Consider the following 19,572-nt stretch of genomic DNA (forward strand, 5'->3'; position numbering starts at 1 on the left):
CCCTAGACGACGATCCGCGTCCCGTAGTCCTCCAGCCAGGTGTTGAACTGGAGCAGGCCCTCCAGCGCGGCCCTGGGGCCCTGGAGGCTGGTGGCGGCCAGCGGCTCGGCGAGGATGGCCCGCACCTTGGCGGTGTCGACCAGCGACTCGGCGGCGAATCCCCCGCCGTCGAGCAGCCTGGCGGTCTCCGCACGCAGGGCCTCCTCGTAGGACGGGTCCTGCGTCGACGGGTAGGGGCTCTTGACGCGGTCACGCACCGAGACCGGCAAGACGTCCCCCGCGGCCGCCCGCAGCAGGCTCTTCTCACGGCCGTCGAAGGTCTTCATGCTCCACGGGGCGTTGAAGACGTAGTCGACCAGCCGGTGGTCGCAGAAGGGCACCCGGACCTCGAGCCCGACGGCCATGCTCATGCGGTCCTTGCGGTCGAGCAGGATCTGCACGAACCGGGTGAGGTGCAGGTAGCTGATCTCCCGCATGCGCCGCTCCAGGCCCGTCTCGCCGGAGAGCCTGGGCACCTCGGCCAGCGCCTGCTGGTAGCTGTCCGCCCGGTAGGCGGGGATGTCGAGCTTGCGCAGCAGGTGCTCCTCGAGGAAGTGCCCCCTGCTGGTGTGCCCGGCGAGGCCCACGCCCGCCAGCCACGGGAACGTGCCGGAGTTGACCGCCTCGGGGTCGTGGAACCACCTGTATCCGCCGAAGACCTCGTCGGCCGACTCGCCCGACAGGGCCACCGTCGAGTGGCCGCGGATCGCCTTGAAGAGCAGGTAGAGCGAGGTGTCCATGTCGCCGATGCCGATGGGCAGGTCACGCGCCCGCAGCACGGCGTCCCGCACGGCCGGATCCATGAGGTCGGCCGAGTCGAGGATGATGTCCGCGTGCTCGGAGCCGACGTGCCGCGCGAGGTCGTGCACGTAGGGCGTGTCGGGCGTGTCACGCATCTCGTCCGGCTGGAAGTTCTCGGTGTATCCGGTGAAGTCGACCGAGAAGGACCGGACTCTGTCCTGGCCTTCCAGCGCCCGCGCGGCGAGCGCGGTGACGACGCTGGAGTCGAGCCCTCCGGACAGGAGCGTGCACAGCGGAACATCGGAGATGAGCTGCCGGGTGACGATGTCGTCCAGGAGTTCGCGGACGGTCCTGACGGTGGTCTCCAGGTCGTCGGTGTGCTCGCGGGACTCCAGCTGCCAGTAGCGGCGCTTGCTCAGGCCTTCGCGGCGGATCCGGACGATCTGACCGGGGCGCACCTCGTACATGCCGCGGAAGACAGCGTTCTCCGGGGTCTTGACGAAGGCGAGCAGCTCACGCAGCCCGTCGGCGTCGACGACCGGCCGCGCCAGCGGGTTGGCCAGGATCGCCTTGGGCTCGGACCCGAAGAGCACGCCGGTGGGGGTCGGGTAGTAGTACAGGGGCTTGATGCCCATCCGGTCGCGGACCAGGAGCAGTTCCTCGCGCCGGGTGTCCCAGATGGCGAAGGCGTACATGCCGTTCAGGCGGGCGACGAAGTCCTCGCCCCATTCCAGGTACGCCTCGAGGACGACCTCGGTGTCGCTGGAGGTGCGGAAGCGGTGGCCCCGCTGCTTCAGTTCGTCGCGCAGCTCGTGGAAGTTGTACGCCTCACCGCTGTAGGTGAGGACGGCGATCGGGCGGCCGTCCTCCTCGGCGATCATGGGCTGGCGGCCGCCCTCGATGTCGATGATCGCGAGTCGCCGGTGGCCGATGGCCGCGTGCGGCGAGAGCCACAGCCCCTCGGCGTCCGGTCCCCTGCAGGCCATGGTGTCCACCATGGCCTGCGCTGTCCCCCGTGCCTGCTGGAGATCACGCTCATAGTCGACCCAGCCGCTGATTCCACACATCGTCGAGTCCCCCGACTTCGTCGTAGTGGTTAGCCGTGCTAAGTGAAAAACGTTCAAATATGCCCTTTTATGCCCATATCGGACACTCGGCATGCCGACGCCGGAGGGCCTCTATGGTGGGGGACGTGGCTGAGGACAAGCAGACGCCGTCGTACGAGCAGGCCCGGGAAGAGCTGACCGAGGTCGTGCGCCGGCTGGAGACGGGCGGGCTCACGCTGGAGCAGTCGATCGAGCTCTGGGAGCGCGGCGAGAAGCTGGCCGCGCTCTGCGAGGAGTGGCTGCAGGGCGCCCGCGTGAAGCTGGCCGCGGCGATGGCCCAGCGCCAGGAGCCCCAGACGGGCGGAGCCGACGAGGCGCCCTTCTGACGGAAGGCCCCTCAGCCTGCCGTGGCGGCGTGGGGCTGGGGGGCGAGCGAGGCGGCCAGATCCGTCAGTTCCTGCCAGTCGGCCGAGCCGGTGACGACCACCGCGTGGGTCGGCTGGATCTGGACGAGAGATCGCTGGTTCTTGTCGGAGCGGAATCGTTCCTGCCAGGCCGTGCCGTTGATCTCACGGCTTCCGGTGACCTTGTCGGTGTTGGCCATCCGGTTGGCGAACTCGGCCGCGGGCTGCTCGTTGCTCTGGGCGACCAGGGCGTGCATCTGCTTGCCCGTGGCGAAGCCCAGCCGCCAGGTCACGGTCGATCCGTCCTGGGTGACCGACGAGCTGTTGGGCACCCAGTTCGGCGGAACCTGCCGGGGCGCCTCGATCGGATACGACGCGGCACGTACGGCGTTGGCCTGGTCGATCGAGTAATTGACTCTGGGAACGTGCTGCTCCCCGCTCTGCGGCGTGACGAGCAGGAACAGCCCGACCGCGGCGAGGCACACGAACAGAGCGAACGCGTAGCCGTAGAAACCCTGGGTGAATCGTCCCACGTAACCGCAGATTACCCGGTCGTGCGGGCGATGATGAGAAGAGCGTCCTCGGCCAGCTTGCGGGCGGCCTCGGGATCCTCGGAGAGGGTCACCTCCTGCACGACCGCCGACAGGGCCCCGGTGACCACGATGACCAGGGTGTCCTCGTGCTCGAACAGGGCCGCCGTCCGCCGGGCCCACTGGCGGAGCCGGTCGCGCATGATGACCTCGAAACCGGGAGGGGCGTCACCCCGCAGGAAGAGCGCGGCGAGGTCGCGCTCGGTCAGGCAGCCCTCCAGATAGGCCCGCGCCCCGGCGAGGAACAGGGGCATCGGCTCGTTCTCCCCCGCCGTCCTGGCGTCCTGGACCGCCTGCCGGGTCCGCTGCGTCTGCCGGTGCTGGAACTCCTCGAAGAGCGTCAGATAGAGGTCGGCCTTGCCGGAGAAGTGGTGGTAGAGGCTGCCCACGCTCGCCCCCGCACGTGCCACCACCTCGGTCACACCGGCCTCGGCGAAACCGCTTGTGACGAATATCTCCCTGGCGGCGTCGAGAAGCGCACCCCGCGTGGCGGCTCCACGCTCTGACGTGCGTACTGTTACCGTTCGCTCGGTGTCGCTGCTCATGACGGCGACGATATCCCGCCCCGCCTCCCCTGGGGCACTCCCGGACCAAATGGCCCTTCACCTGCGGCAACAGGTCCAGACCAATCGGACAAAGGGCGGTCCGGGGAACTACGATCTCTGGAAGACGGGAAGGGGATCGATGTCCGACCACGTACCGGCCGCCCTGGCGACAGGCGAGCACGCACCCGACCGAAACCTGGCACTCGAACTCGTGCGAGTGACCGAGGCCGCCGCCATGGCCGCCGCCCGCTGGGTGGGCCGCGGCGACAAGAACGGGGCCGACGGCGCCGCCGTGAACGCGATGCGACAACTGATCAACACCGTCTCCATGCGAGGCGTGGTCGTGATCGGTGAGGGCGAGAAGGACAACGCGCCCATGTTGTTCAACGGCGAGGAGGTGGGCGACGGCACCGGCCCCGAGTGCGACGTGGCCGTCGACCCCATCGACGGCACCCGGCTCTGCGCCCTCGGCATGAACAACGCGATCTCCGTCATCGCCGTCGGAGAGCGCGGCTCGATGTACGACCCGTCCGCGGTCTTCTACATGGAGAAGCTGGTCACGGGCCCGGAGGCCGCCGACAAGGTGGACATCGAGGCGCCCGTCGCCGACAACATCAAGGCGGTGGCCAAGGCCAAGGGCGCCAAGCCGTCCGACGTCACGGTCGTCGTGCTCGACCGCCCGCGGCACGAGGGCATCGTCAAGGAAATCAGGGAGACCGGAGCACGGATCCGGTTCATCACCGACGGCGACGTGGCGGGCGCGATCATGGCGGCCCGCGCCGGGACCGGCGTCGACCTGATGCTCGGCGTCGGCGGCACACCTGAGGGCATCGTGGCGGCCTGCGCGATGAAGTGCCTCGGCGGGGTCATCCAGGGCAAGCTGTGGCCCCGCGACGCGCAGGAGCGCGCCAAGGCCCTCGACGCCGGGCTCGACCTCGGGCAGGTTCTGACGACCGACGACCTGGTCCGTTCCGACGACGTGTTCTTCGCGGCGAGCGGGATCACCGATGGCGAACTGATGTACGGCGTGCGTTTCAAGGGCGGCGCCGCCGTCACGAACTCGCTGGTCATGCGGGGCCGCTCCGGCACGATCCGCAAGATCGAGAGCGAGCACCGGCTGTGGAAGCTCGGCGCCTACAGCGCGATCAACTTCGACACGGCGGTCTGAGGGCGGGCCTCGGCCGCCGAACACGAGTCCGCAGGCTCGACGACGGGCGTCAGTCCCGGCGGAAGAGCCCCTTCCTGGGGCGTCGCGGCGACTTGGCGACGACCTTGCCGCCGAACACGAACCCCGCCAGTTCGATGACGGGCGCGTCCGGAGCATGACCGGTCGCGCCCGGCGGCAGCCGTACCTCGTTGCGCACGGAACCCACCCGCGCCGACGGACCGGTCACGATGCGTACCCCCTCGGGGACGATCAGCGTGACCGTGCCGGCCATGACCGCGAGCTGGACCACCACCCGGCGTGACTGGAGCAGGGCCTCGCACAGGTCCATGGTGACGCGACCGCCGAGGGACGTGACGGGGACGTGCGAGGGGACGACCCAGCGACCCCCGCGACTCTCGTTGCGGAAGAAGGCCGTCAGCGGGCGGCCGTCCATGCGGACCGGCTGCTCTTCCGGTGGGAGCAGGTCAGCGGTCAGCGTGGCGAGGTCGCCGAGCGTCCGGGCGGCGTAGGCCAGCTCGACGCGCTCCTCATGCTCGGGATGGGTGAGCCGGCCGTCGGTGACAGCGTCCGTCAGCGCGGCGATCACCCGCTCGCGATCCGCGTCGGACGCCCGCAGGTCCTCGGCGGGAGGCGTGTCCGGGCTTCGCGAGGCGAGGAAGGCGGACAGCAGGTTGTTCAGCCGGGACTCGCGGGGCTCGCTGCTCACATCTTCGAGACTAAACCGATTCCTGGGGTCGATCACCCGGCCATTGACCCTACGGTCCACGGCTCCTAGTCTGACGGAACTTGAACCCCCCTCATGTTCGTGGAGGCCGCGGTGCCCCAGCCACGCGACCGGCGGGCGCGTCTCGCCACCTTCGCCGTCTTCTTCGTCCAGGGCCTCACGTTCGCCACCCTGCTCACCCAGGTCTCCGCGCTGCAGAAGAAGCACGGGCTCACCGACGGCGAGTTGTCGATCCTGCTGCTCGTCGTCCCGGTCATCGCCGGGATCGGCAGCGTGGTGGCGGGAAGCCTCGCGACGCGGTTCGGCAGCCGCTGGATCCTCAGGTTCGTCCAGCCGCTCGCGTGTGTGGCGGTCGTCCTGGCCGGCGCCGCCCCCAACGTCCCGACTCTCGTGGCGGCCAACGTCCTGTTCGGGCTCAGCCTCGGCGGGGTCGACGCGGGCATGAACATGCAGGGCGTCACCGTCGAGCGCCGGTACGGCAGGCCCGTCCTGACGGGCTTCCACGCCCTGTGGAGCGCCGCGGCGGTCATCGGAGCGTTGTGGGCGTCCGCGGCGGGCGGCATGGATCTCGCCCTGCCCGCCACGTTCGCGATCGCCCTGGCCCCCGCCGCGGTCATCTCGCTGGTCGCCTCCAACTGGCTCTGCACGCCGGAGGAGGAGCACGTGGAGGTGGAGGCCGCACACGCCGGCCCCCAGGTCCCCTGGAAGGCGATCATCCCGCTCTGCCTCGCGATGGCCTTCCTCTACGTGGGCGACTCGTCGATCTCCAACTTCGGCTCCGTCTTCATGGACAAGGTCATGCACGCGTCGGCGGCGGTCGTGCCGCTCGCGCTGGGCGCCTACCAGGCGACCACGTTCGTCGTCAGGATCGGGGGCGACCTCGCCGTCCGCAGGTGGGGGCCTGCCTTCATCGTCAGGATCGGCGGCGCGGTGGCCACGCTCGGCTTCGTCGCGATCGTCGTCGCGCCCTCCGAGCCGCTGGCCATCGCCGGCTTCGCGCTCACCGGAATCGGCCTGTCGGTCGTCGCCCCCCAGTCGTTCTCGGCGGCCGGCCGCCTGGACCCCGCGGGGACCGGCGTGGCGATCGCGCGGGTCAACCTGTTCAACTACGTGGGCTTCATCGTGGGCGCCGCCCTGGTCGGCGGCATCGCGGACGCCGCCGACTACCGGATCGCCTTCACCGCGCCGCTCGTGCTCGCCGCCGTGATCATCCTGCTCGCACGGGGTTTCCAGCCTCGTACGGCTCCCGCCGTCACGGCGCCCGCCACCTCCTGACGCAGGTCGCCGGACGGCCTATCCGAGACGCCCGGCGACCTCCTCGACCGCCCGCAGGATGCGGTGGGCGGGCAGCCGCGCGAATCCGATGACGAGCGCGGGGGGCCGTCTCCTCGCTCCGTCCCGGGTCACCGGATCGACACTCAGCCCGGCGGCCCTGGCCGCCTCGGTGATGGCCTCCTGCCTGCCGTCCGGTAGTTCGGCGTAGAGGTGGAGGCCCGCGGAGATCCCGTGCACCGTGATCTCCGGAAGGTGCTCGGCGAGGGCGTCCACCAGTGCGTCCCTGCGTACCCGGTACTCCCTGCGCATGCGGCGCAGGTGCCTGTCGTAGCCCCCCGACCCGACGAGGTGGGCGAGCGCGTGCTGGTCGATGACGGGAGAGCCGAGGTCGAGTTCCCCCCTGGCCCGCCGTACTAACCCGGCGATGTGCGGCGGGGCCACCAGCCAGCCGAGCCGCAGCCCGGGGGCGAGCGACTTGCTGACGCTGCCCGCCAGGACGACCCGGCCGGGGGCGAGCCCCTGCAGGCAGCCCACGGGCTCGCGGTCGAAGCGGAAGTCGGCGTCGTAGTCGTCCTCCAGGAGCACGGCCCCGGTCCTCGACGCCCAGGCGATCAGCTCGGCCCGTCGGCGGGGGGAGAGCACGACCCCCGTCGGGTACTGGTGCGCGGGTGTGAGAAGGACGACCTCGGCTCCCGTCCCCGCCAGGTCCTCGGTGACCATGCCCTCCTCGTCGACGGGCACCCGGATCAGTTCGGCCCCCGCACGGGCCAGCAGCGGGAGCTGGCGCGGGCTCGTGGGGTCCTCGACGGCGAGGGCCACCCTGCGCCCCGCCCGCTCCGCCAGGACGCGGATGACCAGGCTGAGTCCCTGCGCCATGCCGGTGACGATCACCAGGTTCTCCGGCGTGGCGTCCGCGGCACGCACCCGGCGCAGATACGGAGCCAACTGCTCGCGCAACTCCGGGACGCCGCCGGGATCGCCGTAGTCCAGCGCGTCGTTGGGCACCGTCGTGAGCACGTGCCTGATCGCCGCGAGCCACGCCTGGCGGGGGAACGCCGTCAGGTCGGGCGAGGTCGGCCGGTGCCCGTAGTACGGCGCGGCCGGCTCGGGCCGGTCGTCCACGACCGAGGGGGTCCGGCTGGGCGCGGCCGCCACCCGGGTACCGGCACCGACCCTCGCCTCCAGGAAGCCCTCTGCGACCAGCTGCTCGTAGGCCTCGACGACGACGCCACGCGACAGTCCGAGGTCCCTGGCGAGGTCCCTGGTGGCCGGAAGGCGGGTGCCCCGGGCCAGGCGCCCCGACCGGATCGACTCTCTCAGCTCGCGGGCGACCTGAGCGGCTAGCCCGCCCGCGCTCCGGTCGAGCGTGAGATGCAGATCTGCCATTGGTACTCGATTCCGCTGCCCGATTGGACCCGTTCAGTGAACCATTGGCTTCCTAACATCTCCACACGTGACTTCCCTCAGCGAGACCGTTCCCCGTCCCGTGACCCTGCCCGCCGCGGCGGGCGCGGCCGGGGCGATGTTCATGGTGGGCACGCTGGCCGCCGTCTCCGGCCTCATCGGCGGCTACCCCCTCTACGGCGGGCAGGCCCTGCGTTACGCGCTCGCCGCCGTGATCCTTCTCGCCGTCGCCAGAATCCGGGGTCCCGTACGGCAGGCGAGGCTCGGGCCGCCCGCCTGGGGGCTGCTCTGCGGCCTGTCCCTGACCGGACTGGTGATCTTCAACGTGTGCGTGATCGAGGCCGCCAGGGCGTCGAGTCCCGCGCTGCCGGGCACGGTCCTCGCCACGGTGCCGCTGGCGCTCGCCGTCCTCGGCCCGCTGGCACGGGGGTCGGGGCCGTCGCTCCCCTCTCCGAAGGTGATCGCCGCGGCCCTGGTCGTGGTCGCCGGCGCGCTGCTCGCGACGGGGTTCGGCAGCGGCAACCTGCCCGGCCTGATGTGGTCGCTCGGCGCGCTCGCCTGCGAGGTGTGCTTCTCGCTCCTCGCGCTGCCCCTGCTGCCCTCGCTGGGCCCGATCCGGGTCTCGGCCTACGCGACGGCCCTCGCCGTCCCGTTCCTGCTGGTCATCGGCTTCGTCATGGACGGGCAGGCCATGTTCAGGATGCCTACGGTCCCCGAGGCGCTGGGTCTGGGCTACCTGTCTCTCATCGTGACCACGGTGGCGTTCTTCCTCTGGTACGACTCGCTGCCCCGGCTGGGCGCCGACCGCGCCGGACTGTTCGCCGGGATGATCCCGGTCGGCGCGATCAGCACCTCGGTGGTCCTCGGTCTGGGCCTGCCGTCGGCGGCGGACCTCGCCGGCGCGGCCGTCGTCATCGCCGGGATTTCGCTCGGACTTCGGACGACCGGTTCTTACGCTCGTCGCGGATCTCGTGCAGAACGATCGCGAGCAGCGAGAACGCCAGCGCGACCATGATCCCCGCACCGAAGAAGATCATCATCATGACTTCGGTCCCCATGGCCTCCCCCTCATGCCATCAGGGCTAATTATCCCGTTTTATGCCCCTATTGACCTATAAATTCGATCAAAAGAAGGGCGAAGCGGAACCGCCTCGGCAGAGCCGTACGCTGTGGGGAAAACGCGATGACGCAAGGGACCGAGGATGCCCGAGTTCGACTACACCGACCTGCTGCCGCTGGGCCCGGACGAGACGGAATACCGCCTGATCACGACCGAGGGGGTGCGCGTCACCGAGGCGGCGGGACGGAGGTTCCTCGAGGTCGATCCCGAGGCCCTGCGCCTGCTCACCGAGACCGCGGTCCACGACATCTCGCACTACCTCCGCTCGTCCCACCTCGCCCAGTTGCGGAAGATCGTCGACGATCCCGAGTCGAGCGGGAACGACCGTTTCGTGGCGCTCGACCTGCTGAAGAACGCGAGCATCTCGGCGGGCGGCGTCCTGCCGATGTGCCAGGACACCGGCACGGCGATCGTGATGGGCAAGCGCGGCAGGCACGTCCTCACCGACGGGAGCGACGCCGAGCACATCAGCCGCGGCGTGTACGACGCCTACACCAAGCTGAACCTGCGCTACTCCCAGATGGCGCCGCTGACCATGTGGGACGAGAAGAACACGGGTAACAACCTGCCCGCCCAGATCGAGCTGTACGCGGAGGACCCGGCGGGGCACCCGGACGAGTACAAGCTGCTGTTCATGGCCAAGGGCGGCGGCTCGGCCAACAAGTCGTTCCTCTACCAGGAGACCAAGGCCGTCCTCAACGAGAAGCGGATGCTCCAGTTCCTCGAGGAGAAGATCCGCTCCCTCGGCACCGCCGCCTGCCCGCCGTACCATCTGGCGATCGTGGTGGGCGGGACCAGCGCCGAGTTCGCGCTCAAGACGGCCAAGTACGCGTCGGCGCGGTACCTGGACTCCATCCCGACGGAAGGCTCCACGAGCGGCCACGGCTTCCGCGACCTCGAGATGGAGAAGAAGGTCTTCGAGCTCACCCAGAAACTCGGCATCGGCGCCCAGTTCGGCGGCAAGTACTTCTGCCACGACGTCCGGGTGATCCGGCTGCCCAGGCACGGCGCGTCCTGCCCCGTCGCCATCGCCGTGAGCTGCAGCGCCGACCGCCAGGCCCTGGCCAAGATCACTTCTGAGGGCGTCTTCCTGGAGCAGTTGGAGACCGACCCGGCGAAGTTCCTCCCCGACACGACGGACGAGCACCTGTCCGACGACGTCGTTGCCATCGACCTCAACCGCCCGATGCCGGAGATCCTCGCCGAGCTCAGCGGGTATCCGGTCAAGACGCGGCTGTCCCTCACGGGACCGCTCGTCGTCGCCCGCGACATCGCCCACGCCAAGATCTCGGAGCTCCTCGACGAGGGTGGCGAGATGCCCGGCTACCTCAAGGACCACGCGGTCTACTACGCCGGCCCGGCCAAGACGCCCGAGGGGTACGCCTCCGGGTCGTTCGGCCCGACCACGGCCGGGCGCATGGACTCCTACGTCGAGCGCTTCCAGGCCGCCGGCGGGTCCATGGTGATGCTGGCCAAGGGCAACAGGTCCAAGCAGGTGACCGACGCGTGCCGGGAGCACGGCGGCTTCTACCTCGGCTCGATCGGCGGCCCCGCGGCACGGCTGGCCCAGGACTGCATCACCAAGGTCGAGGTCCTGGAATACCCCGAGCTCGGCATGGAGGCCGTCTGGAGGATCGAGGTGGTCGACTTCCCCGCGTTCATCGTCGTGGACGACAAGGGCAACGACTTCTTCACCGCACAGCAACCATCACCGACGTTCACCACAATCCCTGTACGCACCTCCGGCGCGTAGGGGCCGTTCCCGGGTACCGCGCTCGGCCGGGTGTCCGTGTCCCCCACGGGACACAGCCCGCCGGAGCGCGGCCCCCCGTCATCGCACCCACCCAGATGCGGACCCATCCCACCCCCCGGCTCTCGAAGGAGCCGGAAGCTTCAACGGCGGGTGCCGCCCTCTAGGACCTATACCGCCCCCAATAGAAGTATTAATTTCGGGGCGTTCATTCGTGCCGCCGTTCAAAGGCCCGCACGGCCTACTTACGCGGTTTCAGTCCGAACGCGGTTGCACGTAGGCCTAAACCAGCGGCTATGGCCGGCCGGGCAACGACTGCAATTCCGCTTAGAGCGGTCACTATGTGGCGCCCCGGTCTCGCGGGGGATTTGGGATCGGCCATAATCCCGTACGCCCGCTGGGAAAGGTCCAGCAGACTGCTCTCCCCCGCGAAGAGGAACGATGAAGCATTCAGGACCCGCAGTCGCCGCCTTGGCTCTCGCACTGCTGGCGGGGTGCGATGTGAGCGGCGGCCAGGGTGGTGGCCGAGTAGTCGCCGCCGTGGACGTCATCCAGAGACTGCGGGACGCCGGTTACCAGTGCGACCCCAACCAGGGGCCGGGACTCATCCCCATCCCCAACAACACTCCCAAGGTGTTCTACGCCTGCGGCCAGGCCCAGGTCTTCACCATCTATGACGACACCCAACGCATGGGTGAACAGAGTCTTGCTGTGAACAAGCTGTTCGGTTCAGAGGGACAGCTCGGCGGCGAAGTCTTCGAGGACCCGAACAATCCCAACAGCGTTTACCCATTCTGGGACCTCATGTGCATGGACGACGATGTAAGGCCGCCGCTCATAAGGCAGGCTGGTCAAGTTAGCACTGCCGATCTTGACGGCTTCATTAACGAGGTTGCCCGGGACGAGCGGCGGATACGTGAGACACCCGAGCCCCGAGGCTGACTGTTCCGGGACCGGGTTCAGCTTTCGACACCGCAGGCAGGATGTGTAAGGCATGGGGGTCTATTCCGAATAGATAGGGGCCGTGCCGGCCGTCTCCTGTTCCTCGTCCCATTCTTCGACCAGCCACGCGTCAACACGCACAACGGCAACGTCCAGTCCTGCGACCTTGAAGGCGTCTCGGACGGAACGCCCGGCGAACGGCGCAACGTCCCAAAGGGCCGGCACGCCCACGGTCATGGTGAACTCGCTGCGGTCCTGCCAGAGCTGGGCCGCGGGCGAATACTTCAGAAGTTCCCCGGTCACCAGGTCGAGCGCTTCCCGCGCGTCGTCCTCGGACAGGTTCACGCCCGCATGGGCGACCCTGACGACGGCCTGATATTCACGCATCGTTTAAACACTCTCCGGTTCAGGAACGGAGCCGATCGTGTCGGCTCATTTTCCTCGACCTTAGAGGGAAAATACCTGTCCGCCCCCCTTGAGGCCCGCCTTCTCGGCGATCTCAGAAAGCCCGTCATCCAGACGATCACACGGCGAGAACCCTGCTCGGCACTGCGATCACAACCGTTATCCGTGGCTCTGAAGAAACATCATCGGCGCATGCGTGCTGCACCATTTCGCGGCAACGGTTTCGAAGCGGCACCCCCGAACGGCTCCACGCCGCCGACCCACACGGCCGACACGTCTCAAGCGCCGGCGCGCTCGGCGAACCACGGGCTGAGGCCAGGGCGCTACGCATCGCGCCCGGCACGTCCAGATCCTGTGCCCAGCCCGACCCGCGACGCGACGCGACCGTGAACAACCTGGCCGGTCGCCCGATGCTCCGCCGCCACGCGCTCCTTACCATCGGCCGCTGCTGACCTACGACCCGCAAGTCAGAACATTTGACAGAAGATCTCAACAATTTCCCGGCATGGTCTCTACAGGTCATGTGGCACGAATCGGTAAGCTGCCACCCATGCGTGCGCCGTCCGGATACCAGTTAGCCGCGCGCTACCGGCTCATGGAGCCGGTCGGCCGCGGCGGCATGGGCACCGTTTGGCGTGCGCGCGACGAGCTTCTCGACCGCGACGTGGCTGTCAAGGAGGTCCGGCTGCCGATGGTCCTCGATGAGGAGCTGCGGGCCGAGCTCTGCGCGCGGACCGAGCGTGAGGGCCGGGCCACCGCCATGGTGGCCCATCCCTCCGTCATCACGGTGTTCGACGTGATCACCGAGGACGAGCGTCCGTGGATCGTGATGGAGCTCCTCAAGGCCCGGTCCCTCGAGGAGATCGTCAAGCAGGACGGCCCGCTCGACCCGCGGCACGTGGCGGACATCGGCAGGCAGGTGCTGGGCGCGCTGCGCGCCGTCCACGCCAAGGGCATCCTCCATCGTGACGTGAAGCCCAGCAACGTGCTCGTGACCCAGGATCGGACCGTGCTGACCGACTTCGGGCTGGCCGCCCTCGAGGGCGACGTCTCCCTGACGCAGGCGGGCATCGTGCTCGGCTCCGCCGGTTACATCGCACCCGAGCGGGTGCTGGGCGACAAGGCCAGTCCGGCGGCCGACCTGTGGTCGCTCGGCGCGACGCTCTACACCGCGGTCGAAGGACGCGGCCTGCACGGCCGCCGTTCCGCCGCGGCCGCCCTGGCGGCGCTCACCAGCGGCGCGCCGATACCCATGGAGCGGGCGGGTCCGCTCGCGCCCGTCCTTCGCGGGCTGCTCCAGATCGACCCGGCCGTCCGGCTCGACGCGGTCCGCGCGGCGGTGCTTCTCGCCAGGATCGCCGCCGGCGGGAGCGGAGAGGACCTGAGCCCGCAACCGCACCGGCCGATCCGTCCCCAGGCTTCGACGGCGGTGCCGGCGGCTCAGCGCAGGCCGCAACACCGGGGGCAGCACCGGGCCGAGCCACGGCCCGCGCCGAGTGTGGCGCCGCGCAGCTATCCGCGCGACCCTCAGGACTCGGGCCCACACCAGACCAGGATCTACCCCCAGAATCCGCGACGACCGGGCGAAGGCGTGCATCGCAAGCCCGCCGGCCCGGCCAGGCACCACTCCGTCGGCGTTCCGGTGATCCAGCGGCTGGTCCAGGTCATCGCGATGGTGCTGCCGCGTCGGTACCGGCCGAAAAAACTCAAGTGACCGGAAGACGCTTCTCAACCGAGAATCGCTATCTTTCTTAATATGCCGGAACAGCAACCGCGGCTGATCGCCGGTCGGTACGAGCTGATCACGCCCATCGGCCGGGGCACGATGGGCACCGTCTGGCGCGCCTTCGACCGCTCACTCGCACGCGTCGTGGCGGTCAAGCAGATCCGCCAGGACCCGGGCCTCAACCGCGCCCAGCGCGAGGAGTTGCGGGAGCGCATGATCCGCGAGGGCCGCATCGCGGCCCGGGTGCGCCATCCGTCCGTCGCCACGATCCATGACGCCATCGAGGTGAACGGCAGTCCGTGGATCGTCATGGAGTTGGTCGACGGGCGGTCGCTCGAGCAGGTGATCGACGAGGAGGGCCCGCTCCCGCCCCGGCTGGTCGCCCAGATCGGTTACGACCTGCTCGGAGCGCTGCGGGCCGCGCACGCCCAGAACATCCTCCACCGCGACGTGAAGCCCGGGAACGTGCTGCTGACCGACGCGGGCAGGGTCGTCCTGACCGACTTCGGCATCGCCAAGGCGCCCGGCGACAGCCCTCTCACGCGGACCGGCATGGTGATCGGGTCGCCGGGATACACCGCGCCGGAGCGGGCCAGGGGCGACTACACCGGTCCCGAGTCGGACATGTGGTCGCTCGGCGCGACGTTGTACTTCGCCGTCGAAGGCCGGCCCGCCTACGAACGGGGCACGGTCCAGGAGACGCTGGCGGCGCTCATGACCGAGACCGCGGACCCGCCGACCCAGGCGGGCCCGCTGCGCCCCGTGCTCGAGGGCCTGCTGAACAAGGACCACACCCTCCGGCTCTCGCCCGACAGGGCGGCCGCGATGTTACGGACGGTGGCCGACACCCCGTCAGGCCGGCCACACCCCTCCGAGGCGCCCCCGGCGGCTCCCCGTACGGCTTCGCCGTCCCCGGCCCCCCGGACTCCGCCTGCCGCGCCACGCGCCACGCCACCCCCCGCTCAGCGCTCGGCGCAGGCACCCGCTCCCCGCTCCGCGCAGGCGCCCCGGCCCGCGCCGCCTTCCTCCCCGCGCTCCGCGTCACAGCACGCGGACGACGAGGGGACGATGGTGATCAAGCGGCCTCTGCCCGGTCCCCCGGGACCGGCGCCCGCCTCCTCGCCGACGTCCGCACCGGCGGGCCCCCCACCCGGGCCGACGCCGGCCAGGCCGGCTGCGGCCGGCCCTTCTGAGGAGGACCCGACGGCCCCCGGCAGGCTGCCCGGGCGCCCCCTTCCGCGTGAGGGTTCAGGCCGTCCCCACAGTCCGGCCGCTCCCGCCGCGGGGCATCCGGCGGCGCGACCCGCAACACCGGGCCCGGTGCGGCCCGCCATGCCGGGGACGGCGCCAGGCATGCCGACGCCGCAGGTCTCCGGCCCGCCGCCCGAGTCCGTGCCCCCCGCCCCGCCCGGTGATCGCGGGCTCGGCACGGACCTGTTCGCGATGAGAGGTGATCCCACCCAGCCGGAGACGGACGGCACCGGGAGGCGCCTCCTCACGGTGCTCGCGATCGCACTCGCCGTCTTCATCGTGCTCGCCGCCGTGGCGGTGGCGGCCTTCGCCGCCGGTCCCGGCGGCGCTTGATAGGACTGGGGCATGGACGATTTCCGGATCGAGCACGACTCCATGGGCGAGGTGCGGGTTCCCGCCCGCGCGAAATGGCGGGCGCAGACCCAGCGGGCCGTGGAGAACTTCCCGATATCAGGCCGCGGGCTCGAGCCCGCGCACATCTCCGCGCTCGGGCGGATCAAGGCGGCCTGCGCCACGGTCAACGCCGAGTACGGAGTCATCGACAAAGACCTGGCCGAGGCCGTACGGGACGCGGCGAACGAGGTGGCCGAGGGCCGCTGGAACGACCAGTTCCCCGTGGACGTGTTCCAGACCGGGTCGGGCACCTCGTCCAACATGAACGCCAACGAGGTCGTCGCCACGCTCGCGGAGGAGCGGCTGGGACGGCCGGTACACCCGAACGACCATGTCAACGCGGCCCAGTCGTCCAACGACGTGTTCCCCTCCTCGATCCACGTGGCCGCCACCATGGCGGTCGCGCACGACCTGACCCCCGCGCTCGAGCACCTCGCGTCGGCGCTCGAGCAGAAGTCGGCGGAGTTCGCCGACGTGGTCAAATCGGGCCGCACGCACCTCATGGACGCCACGCCCGTCACGCTCGGTCAGGAATTCGGCGGCTACTCCACGCAGATCGAGCTGGGGATCGAACGGCTGCAGAGCGTGATCCCGCGCCTCGCCGAGCTGCCCCTGGGCGGCACGGCCGTCGGCACCGGCATCAACGTCCCCGCCCCCGACTGGGCGGCCACCGTCATCGCGGAGCTGACCCGCACGACCGGCCTCCCGTTCACCGAGGCCAGGAACCACTTCGAGGCGCAGGGCGCCAGAGACGGCCTGGTCGAGCTCTCGGGCGCGCTGCGGGTGATCGCGGTCTCCCTCAACAAGATCGCCAACGATCTCCGATGGATGGGCTCGGGTCCGCGCGCGGGCCTGGGGGAGATCAACCTTCCCGATCTCCAGCCGGGGTCCTCGATCATGCCGGGCAAGGTGAACCCGGTCATCCCTGAGGCGGTCACGATGGTGGCCGCGCAGGTCGTCGGCAACGACGCGACGATCGCGATGGCCGGAGCCTCCGGCGCGTTCGAGCTCAACGTGATGCTTCCGGTCATGGCGCGCAACGTGCTGGAGTCCATCAGGCTGCTGGCGAACGTCTCGCGGCTGCTGGCCGACCGGTGCGTCAGCGGGATCACCGCCAACGCCGACCGGCTCAGGGAGTACGCCGAGTCGTCCCCGTCCATCGTCACCCCGCTGAACCGGTACCTCGGGTACGAGGAGGCCGCGAAGATCGCCAAACAGGCGCTCGCGGAGCGCAAGACGATCAGGCAGGTCGTCGTCGAGCGGGGCCACGTCGCCGACGGCACGGTGTCGGAGGCGCAACTCGACGAGATCCTCGACGTGCTCTCCATGACCCGGCCCACATAGGAGGACGACGATCTATGTCTGCCGTCCCCATGGGCCGGACCGGCCGCGATTCCTAGGGTGAATCGTCATGAGCCTTGAAGGGCGTACCGCTCTGGTGACGGGTGCGGGCAGCGGCATCGGCCGGGCCTGCGCCCGCCGGCTGGCCGGCGAGGGCGCGCACGTGATCGTCGCCGACGTGAACGGCGACGCCGCGAAACAGGTGGCCGCGGAGGTCGGCGGCGCCCCTCTCGTCGTCGACCTGTCCGACCCCGCCTTCCTGACCGCCTGGCAGGACCAGCTGGGCGGCGAGATCTCCGCCGACATCGTGGTCAACAACGCGGGTTTCCAGCACGTCGCGCCGATCGAGGAGTTCCCTCCCGAGACCTTCTCGAAGATCCTCCGGGTCATGGTCGAGGCGCCCTTCCTGCTGGCCAGGGCCATGTTGCCCGGCATGTACGAGCGAGGCTGGGGACGGATCGTCAACATCTCCTCGGTGCACGGCCTGCGCGCCTCGCCGTACAAGTCGGCCTATGTGACGGCCAAGCACGCACTCGAGGGCCTCTCGAAGGTGATCGCGCTCGAAGGGGCGCCGCACGGCGTGACGTCGAACTGCGTGAACCCCGCCTACGTCCGCACCCCGCTCGTGGAGAACCAGATCGCCGACCAGGCGCGGACCCACGGCATCAGCGAGGACGAGGTCGTGGAGCAGGTCATGCTCGCTCCCGCGGCGATCAAGCGGCTGATCGAGCCCGACGAGGTCGCCGCGATGGTCGCCTATCTCTGCGGCCCGCAGGGGTCGTTCATCACCGGGGTGTCGATCCCGCTCGACGGAGGATGGAGCGCGCGCTGACGTGAACGTCTACCTCGAACTCCTGGTCAGAGAGGCTTCGGCCGTGGAGTTCGAGGGGCCGGTCCTGCAGGCGCGCGCGGCCGGCGCCGACTCCGCGACGCTCGACGAACTGGAGCAGGCCAAGGTCGCCGCGCTCAAGGTCCGTGCGATGTTGCGCAGGAGGGCCAAGCGGGAGGCCGAACTGTCGGCGCTGTTCGACACCGCGAGCGACCTCGCCGGGCTGAGCGACCTCGACGCGGTGCTCGAGGCGATCGTGCACCGGGCCCGGCTGCTGCTCGGCACCGACATCGCCTACATGACGCTGAACGACCCGGAGCACGGCGACACCTACATGCGGGTGACGGACGGTTCCATCTCCGCGCACTTCCGGCGGGTACGGCTGGCCATGGGCGCCGGCCTCGGCGGTCTGGTCGCGCAGACGGGCATGCCGTACAACACGGCGGACTACTTCGACGATCCGCGCTTCCGGCACACGAACACGATCGACGAGGCGGTGCACGAGGAGGGCCTGGTGGCCATCCTCGGCGTCCCGCTCCGCATCGGCGCCCAGGTGATCGGCGTGCTGTTCGCCGCCAACCGGAGCGCCCGGCCGTTCCTCCAGGAGGAGGTGGCGCTGCTGGTCTCGCTGGCCGCGCACGCCGCCGTCGCGATCGACAACGCCCGGTTGCTGCAGGAGACCAGGGCCGCCCTGGCGGAGCTGAGCCAGGCGAACGGTCTCATCCGCGCGCACAGCGAGGCCATCGAGCGGGCGGCGGCCGCCCACGACCGGATGACCGGGCTCGTCCTGCGGGGCGGCGGCGTGGAGGACGTCGCGGCCGTCGTGACCGAGGTGCTCGGCGGCAGCCTGACCGTCCTCGACGACGAGGGCCGGCCGCTCGTCGGGCAGGCGGGCCACCTGGACGCGGGAGTGTTCGACGCGGCCCAGTCGTCGCGCGCGCTCGGCCGTACGGTCAAGAGGGGCGACGCGTTCGTGGCCTCGGTCGACGTCGGCGCGGCGCCGCTGTGCACGCTGGTCCTGCGGACCGACAGCCCGGTCTCCGACACCGACCAGCGCATCCTGGAGCGGGCGGCCCTGGTGACCGCGCTGTTGCTGCTGTTCAGGCGCAGTGTGTCCGAGGCGGAGGGCAGGGTGCGCGGCGAGCTTCTCGACGACCTCATCTCCCGGCCCGACCTCGGCGGCCTGCGCGACCGGGCCCGCAGGCTCGGCGTGGACCTCGGCGCCCCGCACGTGCTGATCGTCGCCCGGCACGAGGGGCAGCGGGAGCGCGCCGCGTTCTGGGCGTCGTCACAGGCGTCCATCGCCCACGGTCTCGCCGCCGCGCGCGGCGACGAGGTCGTCCTGTTGCTCCCCGGCGACAAGCCGGGCCTGATGGCGCGCCGCGCCGCGGCCGATCTGAGCGCCTCCCTCGGGCGTCCGGCGACGGCGGGCGCCGCGGCGGGCAGCCCCGCGTCGGTGGCGGAGGCGTACCGCGAGGCCCAGCGCTGCGCCGACGCGCTGATCTCTCTCGGGCGCACCGGCGACGGGGCGAGCGCGGAGGAACTCGGCTTCGTCGGCCTGCTGATCGGCGAGGGCCGCGACGTCTCCGGCTTCCTCGTCTCGGCTCTCGGCCCGGTGCTCGACTACGACACACGGCGCGGGACCGCCCTGGTCAAGACGTTGACGGCCTACTTCGGCGTGGGCGGCTCCCTGTCGCGTACGGCTGACGCGCTGCACATCCACGTCAACACGGTGACCCAGCGGCTCGACCGGGTGGGGCAACTCCTCGGCGCCGACTGGCAGGAGCCCGAGCGGGCCCTGGAGATCCAGCTCGCCCTGAGACTGCACCGCCTGCGCACCCACATGCCCGACGCCTGAGGTGTGTGTGGAGGCCCCATA

General features: G+C 70.3%; 17 protein-coding genes. 11 read left to right on the forward strand and 6 right to left on the reverse strand.

The window, feature by feature from the left end:
• Positions 1–2 precede the first annotated feature (2 nt).
• Positions 3–1,847: an asparagine synthase (glutamine-hydrolyzing) gene (gene asnB, locus Pmi06nite_RS15795; protein WP_203953737.1), complete on the reverse strand. Its 1,845-nt coding sequence runs from the start codon at positions 1,845–1,847 to the stop codon at positions 3–5.
• 113 nt (positions 1,848–1,960) lie between these two features.
• Between asnB and Pmi06nite_RS15800 the strand changes: the two genes are divergently transcribed.
• Positions 1,961–2,212 carry an exodeoxyribonuclease VII small subunit gene (locus Pmi06nite_RS15800; protein ID WP_203953738.1) on the forward strand — a complete coding sequence of 84 codons (252 nt, stop codon included), beginning with the start codon at positions 1,961–1,963 and terminating at the stop codon, positions 2,210–2,212.
• An 11-nt stretch (positions 2,213–2,223) separates the two neighbouring features.
• Here the strand turns inward: Pmi06nite_RS15800 and Pmi06nite_RS15805 are convergent, their stop codons facing one another.
• Both Pmi06nite_RS15805 and Pmi06nite_RS15810 read right to left on the reverse strand, forming a co-directional pair.
• Positions 2,224–2,763: a DUF4245 domain-containing protein gene (locus tag Pmi06nite_RS15805; protein WP_203953739.1), complete on the reverse strand. Its 540-nt coding sequence runs from the start codon at positions 2,761–2,763 to the stop codon at positions 2,224–2,226.
• Between the two features lie 11 nt (positions 2,764–2,774).
• The gene (locus tag Pmi06nite_RS15810) at positions 2,775–3,365 is read right to left on the reverse strand and encodes a TetR/AcrR family transcriptional regulator (protein ID WP_203953740.1); all 591 of its coding nucleotides are present in this window, start codon (positions 3,363–3,365) and stop codon (positions 2,775–2,777) included.
• A 139-nt stretch (positions 3,366–3,504) separates the two neighbouring features.
• Between Pmi06nite_RS15810 and glpX the strand changes: the two genes are divergently transcribed.
• Entirely contained in the window at positions 3,505–4,533 is a 1,029-nt protein-coding gene (glpX, locus tag Pmi06nite_RS15815; RefSeq protein WP_203953741.1) for a class II fructose-bisphosphatase, read from the forward strand.
• A gap of 49 nt (positions 4,534–4,582) precedes the next feature.
• On the opposite strand, the gene Pmi06nite_RS15820 is transcribed toward glpX, so the two are convergent.
• On the reverse strand, positions 4,583–5,239 hold the full coding sequence (locus Pmi06nite_RS15820; protein WP_239113938.1) for a DUF1707 SHOCT-like domain-containing protein: 657 nt from the start codon (positions 5,237–5,239) through the stop codon (positions 4,583–4,585).
• Between the two features lie 111 nt (positions 5,240–5,350).
• Between Pmi06nite_RS15820 and Pmi06nite_RS15825 the strand changes: the two genes are divergently transcribed.
• A complete protein-coding gene (locus Pmi06nite_RS15825; protein ID WP_203953742.1) occupies positions 5,351–6,532 on the forward strand; it encodes an MFS transporter in 1,182 nt (393 codons plus the stop codon).
• A gap of 18 nt (positions 6,533–6,550) precedes the next feature.
• Here Pmi06nite_RS15825 and pdxR read toward each other — a convergent pair whose 3' ends face one another.
• Positions 6,551–7,918 (reverse strand): MocR-like pyridoxine biosynthesis transcription factor PdxR, encoded by a 1,368-nt coding sequence (pdxR, locus tag Pmi06nite_RS15830; RefSeq protein ID WP_203953743.1) that lies wholly within the window; start codon positions 7,916–7,918, stop codon positions 6,551–6,553.
• Between the two features lie 67 nt (positions 7,919–7,985).
• Between pdxR and Pmi06nite_RS15835 the strand changes: the two genes are divergently transcribed.
• The 3 genes from Pmi06nite_RS15835 (at position 7,986) to Pmi06nite_RS15845 (ending at position 11,748) form a co-directional block, all read left to right on the forward strand.
• Positions 7,986–8,951: a DMT family transporter gene (locus tag Pmi06nite_RS15835; RefSeq protein WP_239113939.1), complete on the forward strand. Its 966-nt coding sequence runs from the start codon at positions 7,986–7,988 to the stop codon at positions 8,949–8,951.
• Positions 8,952–9,138: 187 nt separating this feature from the next.
• Positions 9,139–10,809 (forward strand): fumarate hydratase, encoded by a 1,671-nt coding sequence (locus Pmi06nite_RS15840; RefSeq protein ID WP_203953744.1) that lies wholly within the window; start codon positions 9,139–9,141, stop codon positions 10,807–10,809.
• 438 nt (positions 10,810–11,247) lie between these two features.
• Complete coding sequence (locus Pmi06nite_RS15845; protein ID WP_203953745.1) at positions 11,248–11,748, forward strand: hypothetical protein; 501 nt, start codon at positions 11,248–11,250, stop codon at positions 11,746–11,748.
• Positions 11,749–11,808: 60 nt separating this feature from the next.
• On the opposite strand, the gene Pmi06nite_RS15850 is transcribed toward Pmi06nite_RS15845, so the two are convergent.
• A complete protein-coding gene (locus Pmi06nite_RS15850) occupies positions 11,809–12,135 on the reverse strand; it encodes a hypothetical protein (protein WP_203953746.1) in 327 nt (108 codons plus the stop codon).
• Positions 12,136–12,703: 568 nt separating this feature from the next.
• On the opposite strand from Pmi06nite_RS15850, the gene Pmi06nite_RS15855 reads away from it, so the two are divergent.
• From Pmi06nite_RS15855 to Pmi06nite_RS15875, 5 genes are all read left to right on the forward strand, one after another.
• Positions 12,704–13,867 (forward strand): serine/threonine-protein kinase, encoded by a 1,164-nt coding sequence (locus Pmi06nite_RS15855; protein WP_203953747.1) that lies wholly within the window; start codon positions 12,704–12,706, stop codon positions 13,865–13,867.
• Positions 13,868–13,909: 42 nt separating this feature from the next.
• Positions 13,910–15,463 (forward strand): serine/threonine-protein kinase, encoded by a 1,554-nt coding sequence (locus tag Pmi06nite_RS15860; protein WP_203953748.1) that lies wholly within the window; start codon positions 13,910–13,912, stop codon positions 15,461–15,463.
• Between the two features lie 12 nt (positions 15,464–15,475).
• A complete protein-coding gene (locus tag Pmi06nite_RS15865; RefSeq protein WP_203953749.1) occupies positions 15,476–16,867 on the forward strand; it encodes a class II fumarate hydratase in 1,392 nt (463 codons plus the stop codon).
• A gap of 67 nt (positions 16,868–16,934) precedes the next feature.
• Positions 16,935–17,696, forward strand: a complete 762-nt coding sequence (locus Pmi06nite_RS15870) for a 3-hydroxybutyrate dehydrogenase (RefSeq protein ID WP_203953750.1) — start codon at positions 16,935–16,937, stop codon at positions 17,694–17,696.
• Between the two features lies 1 nt (position 17,697).
• A complete protein-coding gene (locus Pmi06nite_RS15875) occupies positions 17,698–19,551 on the forward strand; it encodes a helix-turn-helix domain-containing protein (RefSeq protein ID WP_203953751.1) in 1,854 nt (617 codons plus the stop codon).
• Positions 19,552–19,572: the final 21 nt, after the last annotated feature.

It is taken from the genome of Planotetraspora mira, assembly GCF_016863275.1.
Lineage (GTDB): Bacteria > Actinomycetota > Actinomycetes > Streptosporangiales > Streptosporangiaceae > Planotetraspora > Planotetraspora mira.